21 protein-coding genes are annotated in these 20641 nt (G+C 66.6%); 9 read left to right on the forward strand and 12 right to left on the reverse strand.

The genetic code is table 11. From position 1 onward, the window contains the following. Window positions 1-3: 3 nt before the first annotated feature. From ASE50_RS09425 to ASE50_RS09450, 6 genes are all read left to right on the forward strand, one after another. Window positions 4-1095, forward strand: coding sequence for a flagellar basal body P-ring protein FlgI (locus ASE50_RS09425; RefSeq protein ID WP_056399068.1), 1092 nt, complete (start codon window positions 4-6; stop codon window positions 1093-1095). After that, window positions 1092-1451, forward strand: a complete 360-nt coding sequence (locus ASE50_RS09430; RefSeq protein WP_056002819.1) for a rod-binding protein — start codon at window positions 1092-1094, stop codon at window positions 1449-1451. The genes ASE50_RS09425 and ASE50_RS09430 overlap by 4 nt, the downstream gene beginning before the upstream one ends. Further along, window positions 1448-2776 (forward strand): flagellar hook-associated protein FlgK, encoded by a 1329-nt coding sequence (gene flgK / locus ASE50_RS09435; protein ID WP_056399070.1) that lies wholly within the window; start codon window positions 1448-1450, stop codon window positions 2774-2776. Before ASE50_RS09430 ends, flgK begins: the two co-directional genes overlap by 4 nt. Before the next feature lie 8 nt (window positions 2777-2784). Then, window positions 2785-3762, forward strand: a complete 978-nt coding sequence (locus tag ASE50_RS09440) for a flagellin (RefSeq protein WP_056399071.1) — start codon at window positions 2785-2787, stop codon at window positions 3760-3762. A gap of 129 nt (window positions 3763-3891) precedes the next feature. After that, window positions 3892-4755 carry a flagellar motor stator protein MotA gene (gene motA, locus ASE50_RS09445; RefSeq protein ID WP_056399073.1) on the forward strand — a complete coding sequence of 288 codons (864 nt, stop codon included), beginning with the start codon at window positions 3892-3894 and terminating at the stop codon, window positions 4753-4755. A gap of 4 nt (window positions 4756-4759) precedes the next feature. Continuing rightward, window positions 4760-5764, forward strand: coding sequence for a flagellar motor protein MotB (locus ASE50_RS09450; RefSeq protein ID WP_082438935.1), 1005 nt, complete (start codon window positions 4760-4762; stop codon window positions 5762-5764). A 9-nt stretch (window positions 5765-5773) separates the two neighbouring features. Here the strand turns inward: ASE50_RS09450 and ASE50_RS09455 are convergent, their stop codons facing one another. The 4 genes from ASE50_RS09455 to ASE50_RS09470 all read right to left on the reverse strand — a co-directional run bounded on the left by ASE50_RS09455 (window position 5774) and on the right by ASE50_RS09470 (window position 10074). After that, window positions 5774-8578 (reverse strand): hypothetical protein, encoded by a 2805-nt coding sequence (locus ASE50_RS09455; protein ID WP_056399076.1) that lies wholly within the window; start codon window positions 8576-8578, stop codon window positions 5774-5776. A gap of 146 nt (window positions 8579-8724) precedes the next feature. After that, complete coding sequence (locus ASE50_RS09460) at window positions 8725-9099, reverse strand: PaaI family thioesterase (RefSeq protein ID WP_056399077.1); 375 nt, start codon at window positions 9097-9099, stop codon at window positions 8725-8727. Beyond that, complete coding sequence (locus tag ASE50_RS09465) at window positions 9099-9539, reverse strand: PaaI family thioesterase (RefSeq protein ID WP_056399080.1); 441 nt, start codon at window positions 9537-9539, stop codon at window positions 9099-9101. Before ASE50_RS09465 ends, ASE50_RS09460 begins: the two co-directional genes overlap by 1 nt. Before the next feature lie 49 nt (window positions 9540-9588). Beyond that, window positions 9589-10074, reverse strand: a complete 486-nt coding sequence (locus tag ASE50_RS09470) for a hypothetical protein (protein WP_056399083.1) — start codon at window positions 10072-10074, stop codon at window positions 9589-9591. A 94-nt stretch (window positions 10075-10168) separates the two neighbouring features. On the opposite strand from ASE50_RS09470, the gene ASE50_RS09475 reads away from it, so the two are divergent. Then, on the forward strand, window positions 10169-10939 hold the full coding sequence (locus ASE50_RS09475; protein WP_056399086.1) for a crotonase/enoyl-CoA hydratase family protein: 771 nt from the start codon (window positions 10169-10171) through the stop codon (window positions 10937-10939). 32 nt (window positions 10940-10971) lie between these two features. Here ASE50_RS09475 and aguB read toward each other — a convergent pair whose 3' ends face one another. Further along, window positions 10972-11817 carry an N-carbamoylputrescine amidase gene (gene aguB / locus ASE50_RS09480; protein WP_056399089.1) on the reverse strand — a complete coding sequence of 282 codons (846 nt, stop codon included), beginning with the start codon at window positions 11815-11817 and terminating at the stop codon, window positions 10972-10974. A gap of 19 nt (window positions 11818-11836) precedes the next feature. Next, window positions 11837-12802, reverse strand: coding sequence for an agmatine deiminase family protein (locus tag ASE50_RS09485; protein WP_056399098.1), 966 nt, complete (start codon window positions 12800-12802; stop codon window positions 11837-11839). Window positions 12803-12925: 123 nt separating this feature from the next. On the opposite strand from ASE50_RS09485, the gene fsa reads away from it, so the two are divergent. Together fsa and ASE50_RS09495 are read left to right on the forward strand one after the other, a co-directional pair. Beyond that, a complete protein-coding gene (gene fsa, locus ASE50_RS09490) occupies window positions 12926-13579 on the forward strand; it encodes a fructose-6-phosphate aldolase (RefSeq protein WP_056399100.1) in 654 nt (217 codons plus the stop codon). Between the two features lie 26 nt (window positions 13580-13605). Continuing rightward, a complete protein-coding gene (locus ASE50_RS09495; protein ID WP_056399543.1) occupies window positions 13606-14487 on the forward strand; it encodes a tyrosine recombinase XerC in 882 nt (293 codons plus the stop codon). A 320-nt stretch (window positions 14488-14807) separates the two neighbouring features. Here the strand turns inward: ASE50_RS09495 and ASE50_RS09500 are convergent, their stop codons facing one another. From ASE50_RS09500 to ASE50_RS09525, 6 genes are all read right to left on the reverse strand, one after another. Next, on the reverse strand, window positions 14808-15059 hold the full coding sequence (locus ASE50_RS09500) for an ATP synthase F1 subunit epsilon (protein ID WP_056399102.1): 252 nt from the start codon (window positions 15057-15059) through the stop codon (window positions 14808-14810). A 121-nt stretch (window positions 15060-15180) separates the two neighbouring features. After that, window positions 15181-16653: a F0F1 ATP synthase subunit beta gene (gene atpD / locus ASE50_RS09505; protein WP_056399105.1), complete on the reverse strand. Its 1473-nt coding sequence runs from the start codon at window positions 16651-16653 to the stop codon at window positions 15181-15183. Continuing rightward, window positions 16653-17243, reverse strand: a complete 591-nt coding sequence (locus ASE50_RS09510; RefSeq protein ID WP_056399108.1) for a hypothetical protein — start codon at window positions 17241-17243, stop codon at window positions 16653-16655. The genes atpD and ASE50_RS09510 overlap by 1 nt, the downstream gene beginning before the upstream one ends. Next, the gene (locus ASE50_RS09515; RefSeq protein WP_056399111.1) at window positions 17240-18127 is read right to left on the reverse strand and encodes a F0F1 ATP synthase subunit gamma; all 888 of its coding nucleotides are present in this window, start codon (window positions 18125-18127) and stop codon (window positions 17240-17242) included. The genes ASE50_RS09510 and ASE50_RS09515 overlap by 4 nt, the downstream gene beginning before the upstream one ends. Before the next feature lie 124 nt (window positions 18128-18251). Further along, window positions 18252-19781 (reverse strand): F0F1 ATP synthase subunit alpha, encoded by a 1530-nt coding sequence (gene atpA, locus ASE50_RS09520; protein WP_056399112.1) that lies wholly within the window; start codon window positions 19779-19781, stop codon window positions 18252-18254. A gap of 2 nt (window positions 19782-19783) precedes the next feature. Further along, window positions 19784-20356, reverse strand: a complete 573-nt coding sequence (locus ASE50_RS09525; RefSeq protein ID WP_056399115.1) for a F0F1 ATP synthase subunit delta — start codon at window positions 20354-20356, stop codon at window positions 19784-19786. Window positions 20357-20641 lie beyond the last annotated feature (285 nt).

The raw sequence follows: 20641 nt of genomic DNA on the forward strand, positions 1-20641 counted from the left end.
TCCATGCGCTTCCTGCTCGCCATCCTCGCCGCCTTCCTGATGATCGCGCCCGCCTCGGCGGAGCGGGTCAAGGATCTTGGTCGTTTCCAGGGCATCCGGTCGAACCAGTTGACCGGATACGGTATCGTCGTCGGCCTGCCCGGCACCGGCGACGACAATCTCGAATATACCGTGCAGTCGGTGAAGGCGATCGCCTCGCGCATGGGGCTGCAACTGCCACCTGGCGCCAATCCGGGGATGAAAAACGCGGCCGTCGTGCTGATCACGGCCGAACTGCCGCCCTTCGCCAAACCCGGCCAGCGGCTCGACGTGACGGTCGCGTCGATGGGCAAGGCAAAGTCGCTGCGCGGCGGTGCGCTGATCATGACCCCGCTGCTGGGTGCCGATGGCCAGATCTATGCGATGGCACAGGGCAATCTCGCGGTCGGCGGCCTCGGGGCCGAGGGTGCCGACGGCTCGAAGATCGTCGTCAACATCCCGTCGACCGGCCGTATTCCCGAAGGGGCGACGGTCGAGCGCATGGTCGACACCGGCTTCGCGACCGCGCCCACGCTGACGTTCAATCTGGCACAGGCCGATTTCACCACCGCGCAGAATGTCGCGGGTGCGATTAACCGGCGCTTCGGCGCCGGCACCGCGACCGCGATCGATGCGGTGTCGGTCGCGCTGCGGGCCGCACCCGGTGCCGACACCCGCGCGATGCTGATGAGCGAGGTCGAGAATATTCCGGTCGAGTCGGCGGAGACCGCCGCGCGCGTCATCGTCAACGCCCGCACCGGTACGGTCGTCATCAACTCGGCGGTGCGGGTCGCGCCTTCGGCGGTGACCCACGGCAAGCTGACCGTGAAGATCGACGAGAACCAGCGCGTCAGCCAGCCCGCGCCGCTCAGCCAGGGCCAGACCGCCGTCGAACAGAAGAGCGGCGTCACGGTCGAGCAGGAGGTCAAGCCGATGTTCGTCCTCGCGCCCGGTCCCAAGCTGGCCGATGTGGTGAAGGCGATCAACGCGATCGGCGCATCGCCCGCCGATCTGGTCGCGATCCTCGAGGCACTGAAGGAGGCGGGTGCGCTGAAGGCGGAGCTGGTGGTCCTGTGAGCGTGATCGGCGCGACGACCGGCGTCGGGGTCGACACCACCCGCATCGGCAACAAGGACAATCTGAAGGCCGCCGGACAACGGTTCGAATCGGTCTTCACCGGCATGATGCTCAAATCGATGCGGCAGGCGAAGCTGGCCGACACGCTGTTCGACAACAAGGCCGCCGGCCAGTTCCGCGACATGTGGGACCAGAAGGTCGCCGAGAACATGTCGGTCACGACCCCGCTGGGCATCGGCAAGGCGATGACCGAGTTTCTGGCTCGGTCACAGATGGTTAACGTGGCCGATGCCAATAATCCCGCTCAAGCCCGGACCGATTCGGTCGTTACATCGGGTGAAGGGAAGAGCGGATGAGCGACCTGCTGTCGATCGGGGCAAGCGGGGTCAGGGCGTATCAATCGTCGCTGACCACGACGTCGGACAATATCGCGAACGCCGGCACCACCGGCTATGTTCGGCGGACGACGTCGCTTGCCGAAATCGGCGTGGGTTCGTCGCGACAGATTTCCGGCAGCGGGGTGACCGTTGCCGGCGTCACGCGGGCCGCCGACGTCTTTCGGTCGCAGGAAGTGCGCCAGTCGACCGCGGACGTGTCGCGCAGCGACGGCGGCATCGTGTGGATGGCGCGGATCGAGGATGCGCTGACCAGCCGCGCGCTGACCGATCGCATGACCGCTTTCTTCAACAGCGCCACCGCGCTCTCCGCCGACCCGTCGGCCGATGCGCCGCGCCGGTCGATGCTGGAATCGGCCGAAAGCGTCGCGCAGGCATTTTCGGGCACGATCGGCGCACTCGACGAAACGGCCAACAATCTCGACCTCAACGCCGATAACGCGGTCAGCAAGCTCAGCAACAATGCGGCGGTGCTGGCGCGGATCAACGACGGCCTGTCGCGGGTTTCGAAGGGGTCGGCGGGCGAGGCGCAGCTGCTCGACCAGCGCGACCTGATGCTCGACGAAATGAGCGAGATGACCGATATCGACGTCAAGTTCGATACGACCGGTCGGGTGACGGTGCGGGCGGGCGGCGCGGATGGCCCATTGATGGTCCATGGCATCGAGGCGTCGACCGTCCGGTTCGAACGCGACGAAGACGGCGCGCCGGTGTTCACGACCATGCGCGGCGGCACCGAGAGCATCCTGATCCCGCGCGGCGGCGCGTTGGCCGGCATGGTCGACGGGGCCAAGCGGATCAGCGACATGCGCAAGGAGGTGGTCGATGTCGCCACCGATTTCGTCATGGACGTCAACGGTGCGCTTGCCAGCGGTGAGGATCTGAACGCCGCTGCCGGTGCGCCGATGTTCGCGATGGAACCGACCGGGCGCGTGACGCGCATCATGGGCGACCCGGCCAAGATCGCGGCGGCGACGGCGGGGCAGGGGCCGCGCGACAGCGGCAACCTGTCGAAGCTGTTCGACGCCCGCCGCAGCGGCCTGTTCGAACAGCGGGTCGTCGCGCTGCAATCCAGCAACGGGTCGGCACTGAACGCGCGCAAGACCATTGCCGAGGCGCAGGGCGCGATCCGCGATTCGGCGGTCGACGCACGTGATTCGGCAGCCGGCGTGAACCTCGACCAGGAAGCAGTGAACCTGATGCGTTTCCAGCAGGCCTATCAGGCGTCGAGCCGCGTGATCCAGGTCGCGCGCGAAACCTTCGATACGCTGTTCGCGATCCGATAGGACGAACGATGCAAATCTCCACCGCCAACTTCTACAACCGCGCGTCGAACCAGATGACGCGGCTGAACGGCGACCTCAACCGGTTGAACACCGAATTGTCGACGCAGAAGCGTCTGAAGGTCGCGTCGCAGGATTCGGCGGCGTGGATGATGCTGGGCGGGATCAAGAAGGAAGCGGCGGATTCGGGTGCCTTCCGTTCCAACATCACCTTGTCGCGCGGATTGCTGGCGCAGGCCGACACTGCGCTGGGCAACGCCGACGAACGGCTGGTGCGGGTTCGCGAACTGACCGTTCGCGCAGGCAGCGATACGCTGAATGCGCAGGACAAGGTGGCGATCGCCACCGAACTCGACCAGATCCGCGAAGGCTTGCTGGCGATCGCCAACGGCCGTGACGTGCGCAACCATCCGGTGTTCGGCGGGACCGGCGAAGTGGCCTTTACGAAGGACGCGACGACCGGCGCGATCACCTATACCGGCAATGCATCGGTCGCGACCGTCCGCATCGGCGAGGCGAGCGAGATGCAGGTCGGCATCGATGGCAGCCGGGTGTTCAGCGGGGCGAATGGCGGCGTCGACATCTTTGCGCTGATCGACGACCTGAAGACGGCGATGGAGATGCCGACCGACAAGCCGGTGGTTGATCCCGCGGTCCCGGTCGATCCGAACGCCCCGGCATTCGACGTCGATGCCGCGCGCAAAGCCTATTCGGCGAAGATCGGCACCGCGCTCGGCAAGCTGGACACGGCCGAAGCGCAGGTGACGGCGGCGCGCGCCGCCAATGGCGCGCGCGGGGCGCGGCTGGAGATCGAATCGAGCCAGCTCGAAGATATCGGCATCGACCGTGAGGAAGCGCGCAGCGCGCTGGAAGATACCGAATGGTCCACCACGATGGTCGAGTTTCAGAAGACGTTGACGATTCTCAACGCAACGCAGGCCAGCATTTCCAAGTTGGCGGGCATGTCGCTGTTCAACTATCTGAAGTGACGGTGCCGATATCCGCCCGATGGTAAATTGTCGGGTGGTAACGATTTCTCGACGTCTATCGGCCACAAGGGACGGGTGATGCGACGCAGACAGCGTGGCAACGGTTCGTAACCCAGGGGCAAGCGCCATATGTTTCCGGCCATCGGCTTCGTCGTCCTTCTCGTCATGGTGTTCGGCGGTTTCGCCTTCACCGGTGGCGATCTTGGACCCGTGCTGCACGCCCTGCCGCACGAAATGCTCATCATCGGCGGCGCGGCGGTGGGCGCGCTGATCATCGGCAATTCGGGCCGCGAGCTGAAGGGCATGGGCGGCGGCTTCATGAAGGTGCTGAAAGGCCCCAAATACAAGAAGCAGGATTATCTCGACGCCATCTTCCTGGTGTCGAAGCTGATGAAGATGCTGCGCGCCGAAGGACCGATCGCACTCGAACCCCATGTCGAGGACCCGAAATCATCGTCGGTTTTTGGTGAGTATCCGCGGTTGGTGAAAGATCATACGTTGGTCAACCTGATCGCCGATACGCTGCGCCTGGTCGTCGTGTCGTCGGGTACGCTCGACGTGCATGCGGTCGAGGAGGTCATGGACAATGCCATCAAGACCCACCACCACGAGGAACAGGGTCCGCAGGCGACGCTGCAGGGCCTGGCCGACGCACTTCCCGCGCTCGGCATCGTCGCGGCGGTGCTCGGCGTGGTCAAGACGATGGGATCGATCGACAAGCCGCCGTCGGTCCTGGGCGGCATGATCGGGTCGGCGCTGGTCGGCACCTTCCTCGGCATTCTGCTCGCCTACGGTCTGGTCGGGCCGCTTGCCGGCCGGTTGCAGCAGGTGATCGACGCCGATGCCGCCATCTATCACACCGTCAAGCAGATCATCATCGCCTCGCTCCACGGCCATCCGCAGCCGCTGGTGATCGAAGCGGCGCGTTCGGGCATTCCGCACCACAACCAGCCCGGTTTCGCCGAAGTCTTCGACGGCCTGCGCGGACGCTGATCCCATGGCGAAGGCACCCCATGGCAACAACCAGCCGCCCCCCGTCATCATCGTCAAGAAGATCATCGCCGAGGGCCATGGCGGCCATCACGGCGGTGCGTGGAAGGTCGCCTATGCCGACTTCGTGACGGCGATGATGGCGTTCTTTCTGTTGATGTGGCTGCTCGGCGCCACGACCGAGAAGCAGCGCAAGGGGCTGGCCGATTATTTCACCCCGTCGCTGGTCACGGTGAAGGCCGGTGCGGCGGGATCGAACGGGCTGTTCGGCGGCGAATCGATCGTCGATCAGGACAGCTATCCCCACCGCGCCGCGCAGACGGGCACGCGGTCGCTGACCATCCCGGTCGACGCCAATGGCGGCACGCAGGTCGGATCGGGCGAAAAGGGCCGGCTGAAGAACAAGGCCGAAATGGCCGAGGCCGATCGCAAGGCGTTCGAAAAGATCAAGCGCGAACTCAAGCAAAAGCTGGAATCCAGCCTCGAACTGCGCAAGCTCGCCAAGAACGTTCGCATCGTGCCGACGCATGACGGCGTGCGTATCGATCTGGTCGACAATGCCGATTATTCGATGTTCTCGCTGGGCACCACCGCGCTCGCCCCCGAAGCGTCGAAGCTGATGGCGCTGATCGCCGAGACGGTAAAGGATTTGCCCAACACGATCATGATCCGGGGGCATACCGATTCGATCGCCTATGGCCGGCGCGAGACGATGAACAACTGGATGCTGTCGTCGGGCCGGGCAGAGGCGACACGTCGCCGCCTCGCCATGGCCGGGGTCGGCGAACGCCGCTTCGAACGGATCGAGGGCGTGGCCGATCGCGAGCCGATGGTCGCCAAGGACCCGTTCGATCCGCGCAACCGCCGCGTCGCCATCACCCTGCTGTATCAGGAGACGGCCGGGTTCGGGGGGCGTCGCATGGCCAGTACCGGGAGCGACACCCCCGCGCGGGCCGATGTACCGCGCCCCGGTGTCGAACACACCGAAGCGGCGCGTCCGGACGCGCATTGACCGGGCGGATCAGAAGAACAGCTTGCGGAAGGTCAGTCGCACGACCCGCCCGGTCGCATCGAGATAGCCGGGCTGATAGTTGATCGGCACCACGCCGTTGGCGTCGGTCACCCGCTGGCGCGCGTTGAACAGATTGTCGACGCCGATGCTGATCCGCGCGCCGCGCAGCCAGCGATTGTCGCGAACCAGCCCCGGCTGCTGCCCCAGTTCGATCCACGACCGCAGCCCGACCCGCGCGAGGCCGCCGAAATCGAGCGTCTGGCCGGTGCCACTGGCACCGCCATTGACCTCGGTCCCCGACTGCCAGTTGACGGTTACCCGCGCGCCCAGCCCGTCGCGGACATAGCCGCCGTTGAAGTCGATCTGGTGGCGCGGGGTGCCGCCATTGTCGTCGACCGCCGACCCGTTCAGCAGATCGAGTTCGGGCAGGCCGGACCGGATCACGATCGTGTCGGTCAGGTTCACGCTATGATAGACGCCGAACCACAGCCGGCCGCCGCCGCCGCCACCGAAACCGCCACGCCCGCCGCCACCGCCACCGAACCCGCCGGGTCCGCCAAAGCCACGTCCGCCGCCGCCCGGACCGCCGGACCCGCTCCCTTCGCCCGGACCGCGTCCGGCACCGGGCGGTGGTGGCGGCGCACCGGCCGCTTCCGCTGCTTCCCGTTCGGCCCGGCGGCGTTCCATGAAGGCGCGCCGTTCGGCCTCGGCCGCGCGCGACCGGGCGGTGGTGATCCGCTTGGCGAAGTTGACGCCGTAGCGCAGCACGCTGCTGTCGGCGCGCGCGAAATTGACCGGACGGCCATCGACCCGGGTCAGGACTTTGCTGACCGGGTCGCGCGTGAAGCGATCGGGGAAGGCGTCCTGAATCTCGGCGGTGATCGTCGGGAAAGTGCGGATCGGGTTGTCGGTGTGGTTGTTGGTATAATCGAACTGGAACGAGATATCGCGCTCGCTCCACGGCTTCAGGTTCACCCCCAACTTCAACACGCGGCTGTCGCTCTGCACCAGATCGGGGTTGCCGCCGCTGATCGCGGTGACGTCGACCGTCTGGCCGAGGACATAGTCGAAGCGGCGGACGAAGGGCGTCGTGATGAACGGGTTGCCGAGCTGCTGCTGCGACGGCGCATTCTGTTCGTGGCTGACCGATGCCAGCACGCGCAGCGCGGTGATCGGTTGCCAGTTGAGGCCGTAGCCGTACGAGGTCAGCGTCCCGAAGTCCGACAGCTGTTCGACCTCGGCATTGGCGTTCAGCGACAGGCGGCCGAGCGCGGAGAGGATGTCGCGCGCGGCGTTGGCGATCGGCAGGTCGATATTGGCGCGTATCGACCCGCTGTCGCGGCCGAGATCGGCGGCGTTGGCGATGCCGGCGCGGACCGAATCGCTGTTGAAGTCGCTGGTCGTCCCGGCGATGCGGATGCTGGTGCTGGCGTCGCCGGCGGGCAGCGAGAAGGGCGAACCGGCGACCAGAGCGTTGATGCCCGCAACGCTCGACACCGATTTCGCGCGGTCGGCGGTGCGGATCAGATTGCCGAGATCGCCGAACGGGCTGAACGTGCCGGCACCGACCGCCGCCTGGATATCGGTCACGTCGACGCCGCGATCGGTGCGGGTGCTGGTTTCGATCCGGTCGTAATTGCCGTTCACGGTCCAGCGCCACCGGCCGAGATCGCCGTTCAGCGCGAAGCCGGCGTTGGCGGTCGTCGTTTCGCCATTCTGGACCAGCGGCTCCGTCCCGGCATAGCGCCGGACGATCACCGTGCTGGCAAAGGGCGAGAGCGGGGTGTTGCCGGGCAAGGTCAGCGAGATGGCGGGCAGGCCGAGCAGCGATTCGGTGCGGTTGTGTTCGACCCGTCCGGTCACCGTCGCCGCGACGTTGCCGAAGATGCTGCGTGCATAGACGCCGTTGGCGGAAAAGCGGTCGACCGCACCCGACAGCGTCCGGAACGGCGTGGTGTCGGTGATGCGTGGCGCATTGGCCCCGGCGGCGAACCCGGCCAGCGTCGGCGCGCCGTTCGGTACCGCCGCGACCGTCACCGGGGTGCCCGCCAGCGCACTCAATGCCGGATCGATCGCCGCGCCATTGGTCGTGCCGGTGACGTTGCCGATCAGGTCATAGGGCGTGCCCGACGTGTTCGGGATGATGCCGCGTTCGCTTTCCAGCAGGTTGCTGGTCGTTTCCGCCTGCAGGTTCAGGTTGAAGCGTTTGTCGCGGTCGATGCGGACCAGTCCCGCCTCGGCCTCGACATTGCTCGATCCGCCTTGCGTCGGCACGCTGCCCTGCAATTCGCCGGTATAGCTGCGGAAACGCGGGCGCAGGACGAAGTTGATGACCTTCTGATCCGATCGATAGCCGAATTTCAGCGCGACTTCCTCGGGCAAGATGTCGACGCGCAGGATCGCTTCGGTCGGCAGGTCGCGGACTTCCTGAAAACCCGCCGAGCGCCGTCCGTTGACGAGGAAGACCGGCTCCCCGCCGCGCACCGATTGCAGCTGCGGCGCGAGTTCGGCGACCAGTTCGGCGACCGAGCTGACGCCGTAGGAGCGGATGTCGGCCGGCGACAATTGCAGTTCGGGCTTGATGTCGCCCGCCACCGATCCGGGGGGCGGGCGGCCGGTGACGACGATCTCCTCGGCTTCGCTCTCAACCTCGGTGCCGCCCGCGCCTGCCGGATCGGTCGGTTTATCCGGTTGCGCCGTAGCCGGAGTCTGGGCGACCGGGGTCTGCGTGGTTCCCGCGACCGGGGCGGTCTGTGCCGCCAGCGCTGCCGGTGCCGACCCCAGTGCCAAAACCGCCAATGTCCACCGCGCCATGCAAAACCCTTTTGAAACCGTGCCCGCATCGTTGCGGTGCACAGCTGCTACGTCCCGAATGTCGCACAACTATCGCAGGTCTTGAAAATATCCGGGGCCGGCACCGCCTATGAAACTCGCTCTACCGCGAGTTTTCAAACAGCCTCTCAGCGCCGCAACAGATAGTTCAGCCGCGCCGCTGCGATCGGCCGGTCGCGGTCGTCCTGCCACGCGGTCGCGGCGACATTGGCGATGCGCGCACCCAGCCGGGTGACGCTGCCCGCCGCCCATGTCATGCGTTCGCGTCCGCCGCGCATATAGTCGATGGTGACGTTGATCGGCTTGATCGTCGCTTCGTCGGCACCCAGTGCATGGCGCAGCGCAACCCATGCCGCCATTTCCAGCATGCCGCCGATCGCACCGCCATGGACGAAGCCGGGCCGCCCGAGCAGGTCGTCGGCAAACGCCATCGCGACGATCGGGTGCCCGGCATCGTCGGTATCGAGCGTCAGCCCGAGCAGGTCGGCATAGGGTGGCAGCATCAGCCGGCGTCCAGCAGCATGAAGGTGCCGGCGACATGCGCGACCGGATCGTCGGGATCGCCGTCATGGGCGATGCCGCGTACGAACGCGACCTGCCGCGCGACGCGGTAACATTCGCCGCGCCCGACCACCGTCCGCTCCGGCGTGGCCGGACGCAGATAGTCGAGCCGCAGGTCGAGCGTCGCATGCGGCAGGAACGCCCCGCGTTTCAGCCACACGCCGACACTGGTCGCCATGTCCATCAGCGTCAGGATCGGCCCCGATGCCAGCACGCCGCGCGCCGGATCGCCGATCAGGTCGGGGCGGAACGGCAATAGCAGCTCGCACCAATCCGCGCCATGCGCCCGATAGCCGATGCCCAGCCGCGACCCATGCCCACCGACCCGCGCCGAAAAGAAGCGGGCCGGGTCGAAGCCGGGCGGGAGCGGAAAACCAGTCATCACCGGCCCTGTAGAGCGTTTTGGCGGTCGGTTGAAGCGGCGGCGGGGGTCAGTGCAGCGTGATCTCCGTGACATAGAAGGGCGCGACCGGCTTGTCGGTCGCATTCTGGACCCATAGTCCGTCGATCTGTTTGTTGTCGGCGCCGATCCTCGACAGCGGCAGTTCGATCTTCTTCCAGCCGCTTGCGGGCAACGTCACCGTATAGGCCTGTGTATCGAGCGGCTTGCCACCGACTACCGCGACGATCCGCAACTGCTGCGCGCCGCCGTCCATGCCCTGGATCAGCATCGCCACCGACTTGTATGCCGTGGTGTCGAACGGTGCGTGGTGCAGGTACAGCGCCTGATACGGTCCCGCCTCGACCCGGATCGGCTTGCGCTGCGATCCCTGTACCTCGCTCGACAATTCGACCTTCGCCCAGCTCCAGTTTTCCCAGCCATTGCCGAGCGCGGTGCCGTATACGTCGCCGACGCCCGCGTCCTGCGCGACGGCCGGTGCCGCCAGCAGCGCCATGGCCAACCACCAATGCCGCATCTTTCCTCTCCTGTCCCCTGCCGGTATCGTCCGGCTATCCCCATGCTACGCGCGCCGCGTCGATTGAAAAGGGGGAAGTTGGGGAGCGGGACCGATGCGGGTGACGACGACGATCGCGGACGGCATCGCCGACGTCCGGCTGACCCGCGGCGACAAGATGAACGCGATCGATCCGGCGATGTTCGACGCGCTGATCGACACGATCGAGACGTTGCGTACGTCCCCGGTGCGCTGCGTCATCCTGTCGGGTGAGGGGCGCGCCTTTTGCGCCGGGCTGGACATGGCGAGCATGGCGGCGGGCGCGGCGGGCCTCGACCTTGCGGCGCGGACGCATGGCATCGCCAACCGGGTGCAGCAGGTCGCATGGGGCTGGCGGACGTTGCCGATGCCGGTGATCGCGGCGGTGCATGGGCTGGCACTGGGCGGCGGCTTGCAGATCATGGCCGGTGCCGATGTCCGGATCGCCGCACCGGACACGCGCTTTGCGATCCTGGAGGCGAAATGGGGGCTGGTCGCCGACATGGCCGGCTTCGCGCTGTGGCGCGACGTGCGCGGCGATGTATTGCGCGAACTGGCGTTCACCGCGCGCGAATTCGATGCGGTCGAGGCGCGGCGAGTGGGGTTCGTGACGCGCATCGCCGATCATCCGGTCGATACGGCGATGGAAATCGCCCGCGGCATCGCCGGGCGCAGCCCCGACGCGGTGCGTGCCGCCAAGCGGCTCGCCAACCTCGCCGACGACGCCGATGCCGCGACGATTCTTACCGCCGAAAGCGCCGAACAGATCGCGTTGCTCGGTAGCGCCAATCAAATCGAGGCGGTGCGTGCCGGCATGGAGCGGCGGGTACCGGATTTCGACGACTGATCTCCCCTCCCTTCTCAGGGAGGGGAGTCAGGTCAGATATCCTGCACCAGCCGCCCGTACAGCTCCGGCCGCCGGTCGCGGAAGAAGCCGAAGGCGGCGCGGTGACGCTTCACCCGGTCGAGGTCGAGCGTCGCGGTGATGACGCCCTCTTCCTCGCGGTCGAGTTCGGCAAGGATGTCGCCGCGCTCGTCGGTGATGAACGACGTGCCGTAGAAGGTCTGGTCATGTTCGACCCCGACCCGGTTGGCGGCGACCACCGGCACGACGTTCGACACCGCATGGCCGACCATCGCCCGCCGCCACAGCCGCGCGGTGTCGAGGCTGGTGTCGTGCGGCTCGCTGCCGATCGCGGTCGGATAGAACAGCACTTCCGCGCCCATCAGCATCAGCGCGCGCGCGGTTTCGGGATACCATTGGTCCCAGCAGACGCCGACGCCCAGCTTGGCCGGACCATCCCACACCTTGAACCCGGTATTGCCGGGGCGGAAATAGAATTTCTCCTCATATCCCGGACCATCGGGGATATGACTCTTGCGATACACGCCCTGCACGCGGCCATCGGGGTCGATCATCGCCAGGCTGTTGTAATGATGCGGGCCGTCGGCTTCGAAGAAGCTGGTCGGGATATGCACCTTCAACTCGGCTGCAAGCGCCTGCATCGCCAGCACCGCCTTGTGCTCGGTGACCGGTTTGGCGTTGGCGAACAGCCCTTCGTCCTCGACCCGGCAGAAATACTCGCCCTCGAACAATTCGGGCGGCAGGATGACCTGCGCGCCGCGCGCCGCCGCCTCGCGCACCAGTCGCGCGACATTGGCGATGTTACGGTCGATATCGGTCGAGAAGCCGAGCTGGAGCGCGGCGACGGTGATCTCGGTCATGACGGGGCGGTCCTTCGGGTTATGCCGGAATCTGCTGGCTGATGCAGTGGAAGCTGCCGCCGCCGGTCAGGATATGATCGGCGCGCAGCCCCACGACCTCGCGATCGGGGAAAATTGCGGCAAAGGCGGCGATGGCGGCGGCATCGGTGCCGGTGCCGTAGAGCGGCACGACCACCACGGCGTTGCCGATATAGAAGTTCATGTGGCTGCCCGGAATGATCTCCTCATCGGGCGACAGCACGCGGCCGGGGGAGGGGACCGGCACCACCTCGACGCCGAACGCCTGTGCCCGTGCCGTCGCATCCTGATAGATGCGCCAGTTGGGATCATTCTCGGCCGCCTGCGGGATCGCCAGCCGGTTCGGCCCGACGAAGCGCGCCAGATTGTCGACATGGCCGTCGGTATGGTCGTTCAGCAGCCCGTCGCCCAGCCACAATACCCGGTCATAGCCCAGATCGTCGTGCAGCCGCGCTTCCGCCGCCGTCTTGAAGAAACCGGTGTTGCGATTGGGGTTGAGCAGGCATTGCTCGGTCGTCACGACCAGCCCGGTACCGTCGCCGTCGATCGCGCCGCCCTCGATGATCCAGTCGTGATCCGCCACGGTCAGCCCACGCCCGCGGGCAAGGCGCAGACCGATGTCGCTGTCGCCGGGCAGGTCGTACTTGCCGCCCCAGCCGTTGAAGCCGAACCGGTGCGCCGTGCCGTCGCCGCCGATGATCGGGCCGGTATCGCGCAGCCAGATGTCGCCGAACGCCTCGATCGTGACTTCGGCAAAGGGCGCGCGGGCGCGGGCGTCGTCGGCGGCTTCCACGGTCGCGGCGACCAGGATCACCGTCTCGCCGCGTCCTTCGGCATGGACGGCCCTTGCAAAGGCGACGACTTCGTCGCGGGCGGGGTCGAGGTCCTCCAGCCATAGTTCGGCGTGGCTGGGATAGCCGATCCATACGGCGGCGTGGGGGGCCCATTCGGGTTGCGGCGCGGTCATGCGCGCGCAGATACTGGATCGGCGCGCGCAGGAAAAGGGTCGACGTCGGCCTGCCCTTGCTCCCGCCGCGCCGATGGGCGATGGGGCGGCATCTTGTCCCGACCCGCGCAGGAACCGAGTCCCATGAAATTCTTCGTCGACACCGCCGATACCAGCGACATTCGCGAACTGGCCGAAACCGGCCTGCTCGACGGCGTGACCACCAACCCGTCGCTGATCCACAAATCGGGCCGTGATTTCCTTGAGGTCGTGCGCGAAATCTGTTCGATCACGCCGGGGCCGGTATCGGCGGAGGTCGTGGCGCTCGACCACGCCGGCATGATGCGCGAGGCCGAAATCCTGCGCAAACTGGCCGATAACGTCGCGGTGAAGGTGCCGCTCACCATCGACGGCCTCAAGACCTGCAAGGCGCTGACCGACGACGGCACGATGGTCAATGTGACGCTGTGCTTCTCCGCCAATCAGGCGCTGCTGGCGGCAAAGGCCGGCGCGACCTTCGTCTCGCCGTTCGTCGGGCGGCATGACGATATCGGTTTCGACGGCATGGGCCTCATCAGCGACATCCGCCTGATCTACGACAATTATGATTTCGGCACCGAGATCCTCGTCGCCAGCGTCCGCCATCCGATCCACGTCCTCGAATCGGCCAAGATGGGCGCGGACGTGATGACCGCGCCGCCGTCGGTCATCCGCGCGCTGGTCAAGCATCCGCTGACCGACAAGGGGATCGAGGGCTTCATGGCCGACTGGGCCAAGTCGGGCCAGAAGATCGGCTGATCGCAGCGGGGGCTGGCGTGAACGACCTGACGCAGCCCCTGCCGCTGGCCTTCGCGACGCATCTCGCGCGGGATCGGCGGCGATCCGCGCATACCGTTCGTGCCTATGCCGCGACCGCCGAGCGGTTGATCGCGTTCCTGCAAGGCCATTGGGGCGGGGCGGTCGATGCCCGACGACTGGCCCGCATCACCGCCACCGACCTGCGCGCCTTCCTCGCCCGTCGCCGCGAAGACGGGCTGGGCAATGCGTCCGCTGCGCGCGAATTGTCGGCGGTACGCGCCTTTCTCGATTTCGCCGGTGTCGAAGCACCGCGCCTGCGCGGACCCCGCACCGGCAAGACCGTCCCCCGTCCGATCTCGCCCGACGACGCGGTGGCGTTGGCGGGGGATGTCGCCGACTTCGCCGCCGAACCGTGGATCGGTGCCCGCGACTGGGCGGTGTTGCTGCTGCTCTATGGCGCCGGGCTGCGCATCGGTGAGGCATTGTCGCTGACCGGCGCGGTCCTGCCGCTCGGCGCGACGCTCGTCGTGACCGGCAAGCGCGACAAGACGCGGGTCGTGCCGCTGTTGCCGCCGGTCCGCGCCGCGATCGAGGCCTATGTTGCGCAGCAACCGTGGGGCACCGCGCGCGACGCGCCGCTGTTCCGGGGGGCGAAGGGCGGGCCGCTGGCCGCCGGGGTCGTCCGCCGGGCGGTGCAGGCCGCGCGCGGGCGGCTCGGCCTCGGCGACCGCACGACGCCCCACGCGCTGCGCCACAGCTTCGCCACGCATCTGCTGGGCCGGGGGGCTGACCTGCGATCGCTACAGGCGCTGTTGGGTCATGCCAGCCTGTCCTCGACGCAGATCTATACGGCGGTCGATGCCGCGCATCTGCTGGACGTGTACCGCAACGCGCATCCGCATGGTTAGGGCGGTGCGGAGGGCTACTCATTTGCTCCATCCCTCGTCACACCGGGGCGAGCCGAGACCTATGCGAAGGTTCAGGCTTAACCGAAAACTCGCCGTACCCCCGCACAGGCGGGGGTCCAGAGCCAAGCAGAACAACGGCTTGCGCCTGGAGCCCTGGACCCCCGCCTGCGCGGGGGTACGACAGGGGGTAGGAACCAGTTCTTTCGCAGAGGTTTCGGTCAGGTCCGGGGTGACGCTCGGTTGGTGAACGCTCCAAACGCAAAACGCCGCGCCGGACCTCGGTCCGACGCGGCGTTTCGTTCAACGCGTTGTGCGAACGATCAGCCGGCCTGTTCGGCGAGGATCGTCAGCCCGCGCGAGGTCACTTCGGCGAAGCCGCCGCGGATCGCGATGCGCTCTGCCTCGCCCTTTTCGGTGCGTTGGATCAGGACGTCGCCATCGCGGATCGTCGACATGAACGGCGCATGGCCTTCCAGCACGCCGAAGTCGCCTTCGGTGCCCGGCACGGTGACCATGTAGACCGATTCCGACCGCACCAGCTTTTCGGGGGTCACGAGTTCGAAGTGCAGCATATCGTTACCTTACTCCCTCTCCCCTTCAGGGGAGAGGGTCGGGGAGAGGGGCTTTCGGAAAGCGGCATCGATCTGCCCCTCTCCCTGACCCTCTCCCCTGAAGGGGAGAGGGAAAAGAGCTTTACGCGTCCTGCGCCATCTTCTGCGCCTTGGCGACCACTTCGTCGATGCCGCCGACCATGTAGAAGGCGCTTTCCGGCAGGTGATCGTATTCGCCTTCGACGACCGCCTTGAACGACTTCACCGTGTCTTCCAGCGCGACGAACTTGCCGCTGATGCCGGTGAAGACCTCGGCGACGTGGAACGGCTGGCTGAGGAACTTCTGGATCTTGCGGGCGCGGGCGACTGTGACCTTATCCTCTTCGCTCAGCTCGTCCATGCCGAGGATGGCGATGATGTCCTGCAGCGACTTGTAGCGCTGGAGCAGCGACTGGACGGCGCGCGCCGTGTCGTAATGCTCCTGACCGACGGTGCGCGGTTCGAGAACGCGGCTGGTCGAATCGAGCGGATCGACCGCCGGATAGATGCCGAGTTCCGAGATCGCGCGGTTGAGCACGGTCGTCGCGTCCAAGTGGGCGAACGAGGTCGCCGGAGCCGGATCGGTCAAATCGTCGGCGGGGACGTAGATCGCCTGCACCGAGGTGATCGATCCCTTGTTGGTCGAGGTGATGCGTTCCTGCAGCGCGCCCATGTCGGTCGACAGCGTCGGCTGATAGCCCACGGCCGACGGGATGCGGCCGAGCAGTGCCGACACTTCCGAACCCGCCTGGGTGAAGCGGAAGATGTTGTCGACGAAGAACAGCACGTCCTGCCCTTCGACGTCGCGGAAATATTCGGCGATCGTCAGGCCCGACAGCGCGACGCGGGCACGCGCGCCCGGCGGCTCGTTCATCTGGCCATAGACCAGCGCGACCTTCGAACCCTCGCTGGTCGGATTGCCGTCGGCATCCTTGGCGATGACGCCGGCGTCGAGGAATTCGTGGTACAGATCGTTGCCCTCGCGGGTACGTTCACCCACGCCCGCGAACACCGACGTGCCGCCATGGCCCTTGGCGATGTTGTTGATCAGTTCCTGGATCAGCACGGTCTTGCCGACGCCCGCGCCGCCGAACAGGCCGATCTTGCCGCCCTTCGCATAGGGGGCGAGTAGGTCGATGACCTTGATGCCGGTGACGAGAATCGCGCTCTCGGTCGACTGGTCGACGAACAGCGGTGCCGCTGCATGGATCGGTGCGGTGGTTTCGGCACCGACCGGACCGCGCTCGTCGATCGGCTCGCCGACGACGTTCAGGATGCGGCCGAGCGTCTTGGGACCGACCGGCACACGGATCTGCGATCCGGTGTCGCGCACCGCCTGACCACGGGTCAGACCTTCGGTCGCGTCCATCGCGATCGTGCGGACGGTGTTCTCGCCCAGATGCTGCGCGACTTCGAGGACCAGCCGGTTGCCGTTGTTGTCGGTTTCGAGCGCCGACAGGATCGCCGGCAGCTCGCCGTCGAACGCAACGTCGACGACCGCGCCGATGACCTGGCTGATCCGGCCGGTATGGTTGGTGCTGCCCTGGGGGGCGTAGGTGTCTGCGGCGGTTGCCATCACTGCTTCCTCGGTTCGCTGCTGCTGCCCGCCTGTGGCGCGGGGCGGGTAAAGTCTACGACCAGACGGCGACCGCCGTCGATCGTTTCACGGGTAATCTGGTAATCGGCACCGGGGACTGTACCCGATGCCGGGCTCTCGGTCATGATGCCGCGCTTCACTTCGTCGCGGCCGGGCAGGCCGAGGCTGGCGAGCGGACGGTCGATCCAGCGCGCGAACTGGTCCTTCGCAAACGGGCTGGAGTCGAGGTTCACGATGTCCAGCGTGAACCGAACCCGGTCGATCCGCGTGGCATCGCCCCGGACGGACAGGTTCGCGATGTTGACCGGCTTGATCGACGGATCGGCCATCGGCGTCGGCATCGCATTGGCGATGAAGGCACCGCCGGCCTGTTCGTAGGGCGACAGGCGGAAGCCCATGCCGTTCAGCAGGTCGATCGTCTTCGGCGCATCGCCGAACACCGTCGCCCAGCCGCCGGTGACGAACGGCGTCGGCGTCGCGCGCGGCCGTTCCGCCGCCTTGTCGGCAGCAGGCTGACCGCAGCCGGCCAGCGTGGCGACGAGCGCCAGCAGGACGGCAGGGCGGATCACAGCGCCTCGGCGCCCGAGATGATTTCGACCAGTTCGGTCGTGATCGCGGCCTGACGGGTGCGGTTATATTCGATCGTCAGACGGTTGATGAGATCGCCCGCATTGCGCGTGGCGTTGTCCATCGCCGTCATCTTCGAACCCTGTTCCGACGCCGCGTTTTCCTTCATCGCGCGGTAGATCTGCACCGCGATGTTCGTGGGCAACAGGCTGTCGAGGATCGCTTCCTCGCTCGGTTCATATTCGACGACGGCATCGGCGGAAGGTTGCGAAGTTGCCACGGCGGGGGTCGGGATCTTGACCGGAATCAGTTGCTGTTCCGTGGGTTCCTGCGTCAGCACCGTCTTGAAGGTTGCATAGAACAGGTGCGCGACGTCGAATTCGCCCGCGTGGAAGCGGCGGATCAGGTCGTCGGCATAGCCCTTCGCATCGGCAAAGGTCAGCTTGCCCAGATCGCCCGGTTCGACCGAATGGACAAAGCCGTCGCGGAACTGGCGCGCCAGCACGGCGCGACCCTTGCGGCCGATCGTCAGGAACTTGACGGTCTTGCCCTGTTCCTGAAGCTCCAGCGCGCGGCGGCGCGCCATGCGGGCGATGTTCGAATTGAACGCACCGGCCAGCCCCTTGTCCGACGTCGCGACGACGAACAGGTGGACCTGATCGCTGCCGGTGCCGGCGAGCAGCGGCGAGCTGCCCTCGGTGACCTGCACCGTCGAGGCGAGGCTGGCGACGACCTGTTCGACGCGGCTCGCATAGGGACGACCGGCCTCGGCCGCCTCTTGCGCACGGCGCAGCTTGGCGGCGGCGACCATCTTCATCGCCTTGGTGATCTTCTGCGTCGACTTCACCGAGCCGATGCGGAGCTTTAGGGCCTTGAGGCTTGCCATCTGTTTTCCCTACTCCCTCTCCCCTTCAGGGGAGAGGGTGGGGAAGCGCGGGGGTGGCAACTTCGGCCGTCCCGCGCTTCCCCTCTCCCAACCCTCTCCCCTGAAGGGGAGAGGGCTTTGATGGTTATGCGAAGTTCTTGGCGAACTGGTCGAGCGCGGCCTTCAGGCCCGACTTCGCCTCGTCGCCCAGATCCTTGGTGTCGCGGATCTTGGTGAGGACGCCCGCATGGTTCGCGCGGAGATCGGCGAGCATCGCCTGTTCGTAGCGGGTCACGTCGTTCACCGGAACGGTGTCGAGATAGCCCTGCGTGCCGGCGAAGATCGATGCGACCTGTTCCTCGAACGGCATCGGCGAGAACTGCGCCTGCTTGAGCAATTCGGTCAGGCGCGCACCGCGGTTCAGCAGCTTCTGCGTCGACGCGTCGAGGTCCGACCCGAACTGCGCGAACGCCGCCATCTCGCGGTACTGCGCCAGCTCCAGCTTGATCGACCCTGCGACCTTCTTCATCGCCTTGGTCTGCGCGGCGGAACCGACGCGGCTGACCGAGAGGCCGACGTTGATCGCGGGGCGGATGCCGGCGAAGAACAGGTCGGTTTCGAGGAAGATCTGGCCGTCGGTGATCGAGATCACGTTGGTCGGGATGTAGGCCGACACGTCGCCTGCCTGGGTTTCGATGATCGGCAGCGCGGTCAGCGAGCCGCCGCCATTGGCGTCGGACATCTTGGCAGCGCGCTCGAGCAGGCGGCTGTGCAGATAGAACACGTCGCCAGGGTACGCTTCGCGGCCCGGCGGACGGCGCAGCAGCAGCGACATCTGACGATAGGCGACGGCCTGCTTCGACAGATCGTCGAACACGATCAGCGCGTGCATCGCGTTGTCGCGGAAATATTCACCCATCGCGGTGCCGGTGTACGGCGCCAGATACTGGAGCGGGGCGGGGTCCGACGCGGTCGCGGCGACCACGATCGAATATTCCATCGCGCCGTTTTCTTCGAGCGTGCGCACCAGCTGGGCGACGGTCGAACGCTTCTGGCCGACGGCGACATAGACGCAATAGAGCTTCTTGCTCTCGTCATCGCCCGCATTCGCGGTCTTCTGGTTGATGAAGGTGTCGATCGCGACCGCCGACTTTCCGGTCTGACGATCGCCGATGATGAGTTCGCGCTGGCCACGGCCGACGGGGACGAGGGCGTCGATCGCTTTCAGGCCCGACTGCATCGGTTCGTGAACCGAGGTGCGCGGGATGATGCCCGGTGCCTTCACGTCGACGCGGCTGCGGCGGTCCGACACGATCGGGCCCTTGCCGTCGATCGGGTTGCCGAGACCGTCGACGACGCGACCCAGCAGCCCCTTGCCGACCGGAACGTCGACGATGGTGCCGGTGCGCTTGACGGTGTCGCCTTCCTTGATCGACGAGTCCGACCCGAAGATCACGACGCCGACATTGTCGGCTTCGAGGTTCAGCGCCATGCCCTGGATGCCGCCGCCGAACTCGACCATTTCGCCCGCCTGGACGTTGTCGAGCCCGTGGATGCGGGCGATGCCGTCACCCACCGACAGCACCTGGCCGACTTCCGAAACCTGCGCTTCGGTGCCGAAATTGGCGATCTGGTCGCGGATGACCTTCGAAATTTCTGCGGCGCGGATATCCATGTTCAGCCTTTCATCGCGTGCGCGAGCGTGTTCAGTCGGGTCTTGATCGAGCTGTCGATCATCTGGCTGCCGATCTTGACGATCAGACCGCCCAAAAGCGTGGGGTCGACCTTCAGGTCGATCGCGACGTCGCGACCGATCCGGTGGCGCAGCTGCTGGCGCAGCGCATCGACCTGCGAATCGTCCAGCGGATGTGCCGAAACGACCTCTGCATTGGTTTCACCGCGGCTGCGCGCCGCCAGTTCGCGAAACGCGCGGATGATCGCGGGCAGGTCGCCCAGACGACGATTCTGCGCGAGCACGCCGAGGAAATTGGCGGTCAGCGGGTTGAGGCCCAGCACCGGTGCCAGCGCGGCGATGGCGCGCGCGGCGTCGGCGCGACCGATCAGCGGGCTTTTCACCAGCGCGGCGAGATCGTCCGATTCGGCGATGCCCGTCGACAGCGTCTTCAGGCTCGATTCGACCGCGTCGAGCTGGCCCTGCTGCTGAGCGAGGCCAAACAGCGCGGTTGCATAGCGGCCACCCAGGCTCGCCTGGATCGTTCCGCCGCCAGTAGTTCCGCCGGATGTCTCCACGCGTGCGTCCTTGTCAGGGGTCAATTCAACATCCCATGCCGGTGAGGGGGCCGCACTCCCAACCGCCGTCGCGAACCAATGTCGCGCCGCTGACCGGCCCCACGCGCCCCCGATGGGTCGTGGGGGCCGCTAGCATCGGTGTCATGATTTCGCAAGCTTTGCGGGAGGTGTAGTGGTGTGTTCCGATTCGGATGCAAGCTGAACGGGGGATTATCGGACCGCGGGAAGGAAGCGGGGTTCACGCGGAGGCGCGGAGACGCGGAGGGGGTGCGTCCGTTTCGACCG

It is taken from the genome of Sphingomonas sp. Leaf5, from assembly GCF_001421155.1.
Lineage (GTDB): Bacteria > Pseudomonadota > Alphaproteobacteria > Sphingomonadales > Sphingomonadaceae > Sphingomonas.

What these genes read in the sequence shown, in the direction of transcription:
- motA (WP_056399073.1), top strand. Translation starts at nt 3,892, where the DNA reads ATGTTTCCGGCCATCGGCTTCGTCGTCCTTCTCGTCATGGTGTTCGGC.
- ASE50_RS09485 (WP_056399098.1), bottom strand. Translation starts at nt 12,802, where the DNA reads ATGACCGCGCCGCAACCCGAATGGGCCCCCCACGCCGCCGTATGGATC.
- atpA (WP_056399112.1), bottom strand. Translation starts at nt 19,781, where the DNA reads ATGGATATCCGCGCCGCAGAAATTTCGAAGGTCATCCGCGACCAGATC.
- ASE50_RS09500 (WP_056399102.1), bottom strand. Translation starts at nt 15,059, where the DNA reads ATGCTGCACTTCGAACTCGTGACCCCCGAAAAGCTGGTGCGGTCGGAA.
- aguB (WP_056399089.1), bottom strand. Translation starts at nt 11,817, where the DNA reads ATGACCGAGATCACCGTCGCCGCGCTCCAGCTCGGCTTCTCGACCGAT.
- ASE50_RS09470 (WP_056399083.1), bottom strand. Translation starts at nt 10,074, where the DNA reads ATGCGGCATTGGTGGTTGGCCATGGCGCTGCTGGCGGCACCGGCCGTC.
- ASE50_RS09455 (WP_056399076.1), bottom strand. Translation starts at nt 8,578, where the DNA reads ATGGCGCGGTGGACATTGGCGGTTTTGGCACTGGGGTCGGCACCGGCA.
- flgK (WP_056399070.1), top strand. Translation starts at nt 1,448, where the DNA reads ATGAGCGACCTGCTGTCGATCGGGGCAAGCGGGGTCAGGGCGTATCAA.
- ASE50_RS09440 (WP_056399071.1), top strand. Translation starts at nt 2,785, where the DNA reads ATGCAAATCTCCACCGCCAACTTCTACAACCGCGCGTCGAACCAGATG.
- fsa (WP_056399100.1), top strand. Translation starts at nt 12,926, where the DNA reads ATGAAATTCTTCGTCGACACCGCCGATACCAGCGACATTCGCGAACTG.
- atpD (WP_056399105.1), bottom strand. Translation starts at nt 16,653, where the DNA reads ATGGCAACCGCCGCAGACACCTACGCCCCCCAGGGCAGCACCAACCAT.
- ASE50_RS09515 (WP_056399111.1), bottom strand. Translation starts at nt 18,127, where the DNA reads ATGGCAAGCCTCAAGGCCCTAAAGCTCCGCATCGGCTCGGTGAAGTCG.
- ASE50_RS09460 (WP_056399077.1), bottom strand. Translation starts at nt 9,099, where the DNA reads ATGCTGCCACCCTATGCCGACCTGCTCGGGCTGACGCTCGATACCGAC.
- ASE50_RS09425 (WP_056399068.1), top strand. Translation starts at nt 4, where the DNA reads ATGCGCTTCCTGCTCGCCATCCTCGCCGCCTTCCTGATGATCGCGCCC.
- ASE50_RS09465 (WP_056399080.1), bottom strand. Translation starts at nt 9,539, where the DNA reads ATGACTGGTTTTCCGCTCCCGCCCGGCTTCGACCCGGCCCGCTTCTTT.
- ASE50_RS09475 (WP_056399086.1), top strand. Translation starts at nt 10,169, where the DNA reads ATGCGGGTGACGACGACGATCGCGGACGGCATCGCCGACGTCCGGCTG.
- ASE50_RS09450 (WP_082438935.1), top strand. Translation starts at nt 4,760, where the DNA reads ATGGCGAAGGCACCCCATGGCAACAACCAGCCGCCCCCCGTCATCATC.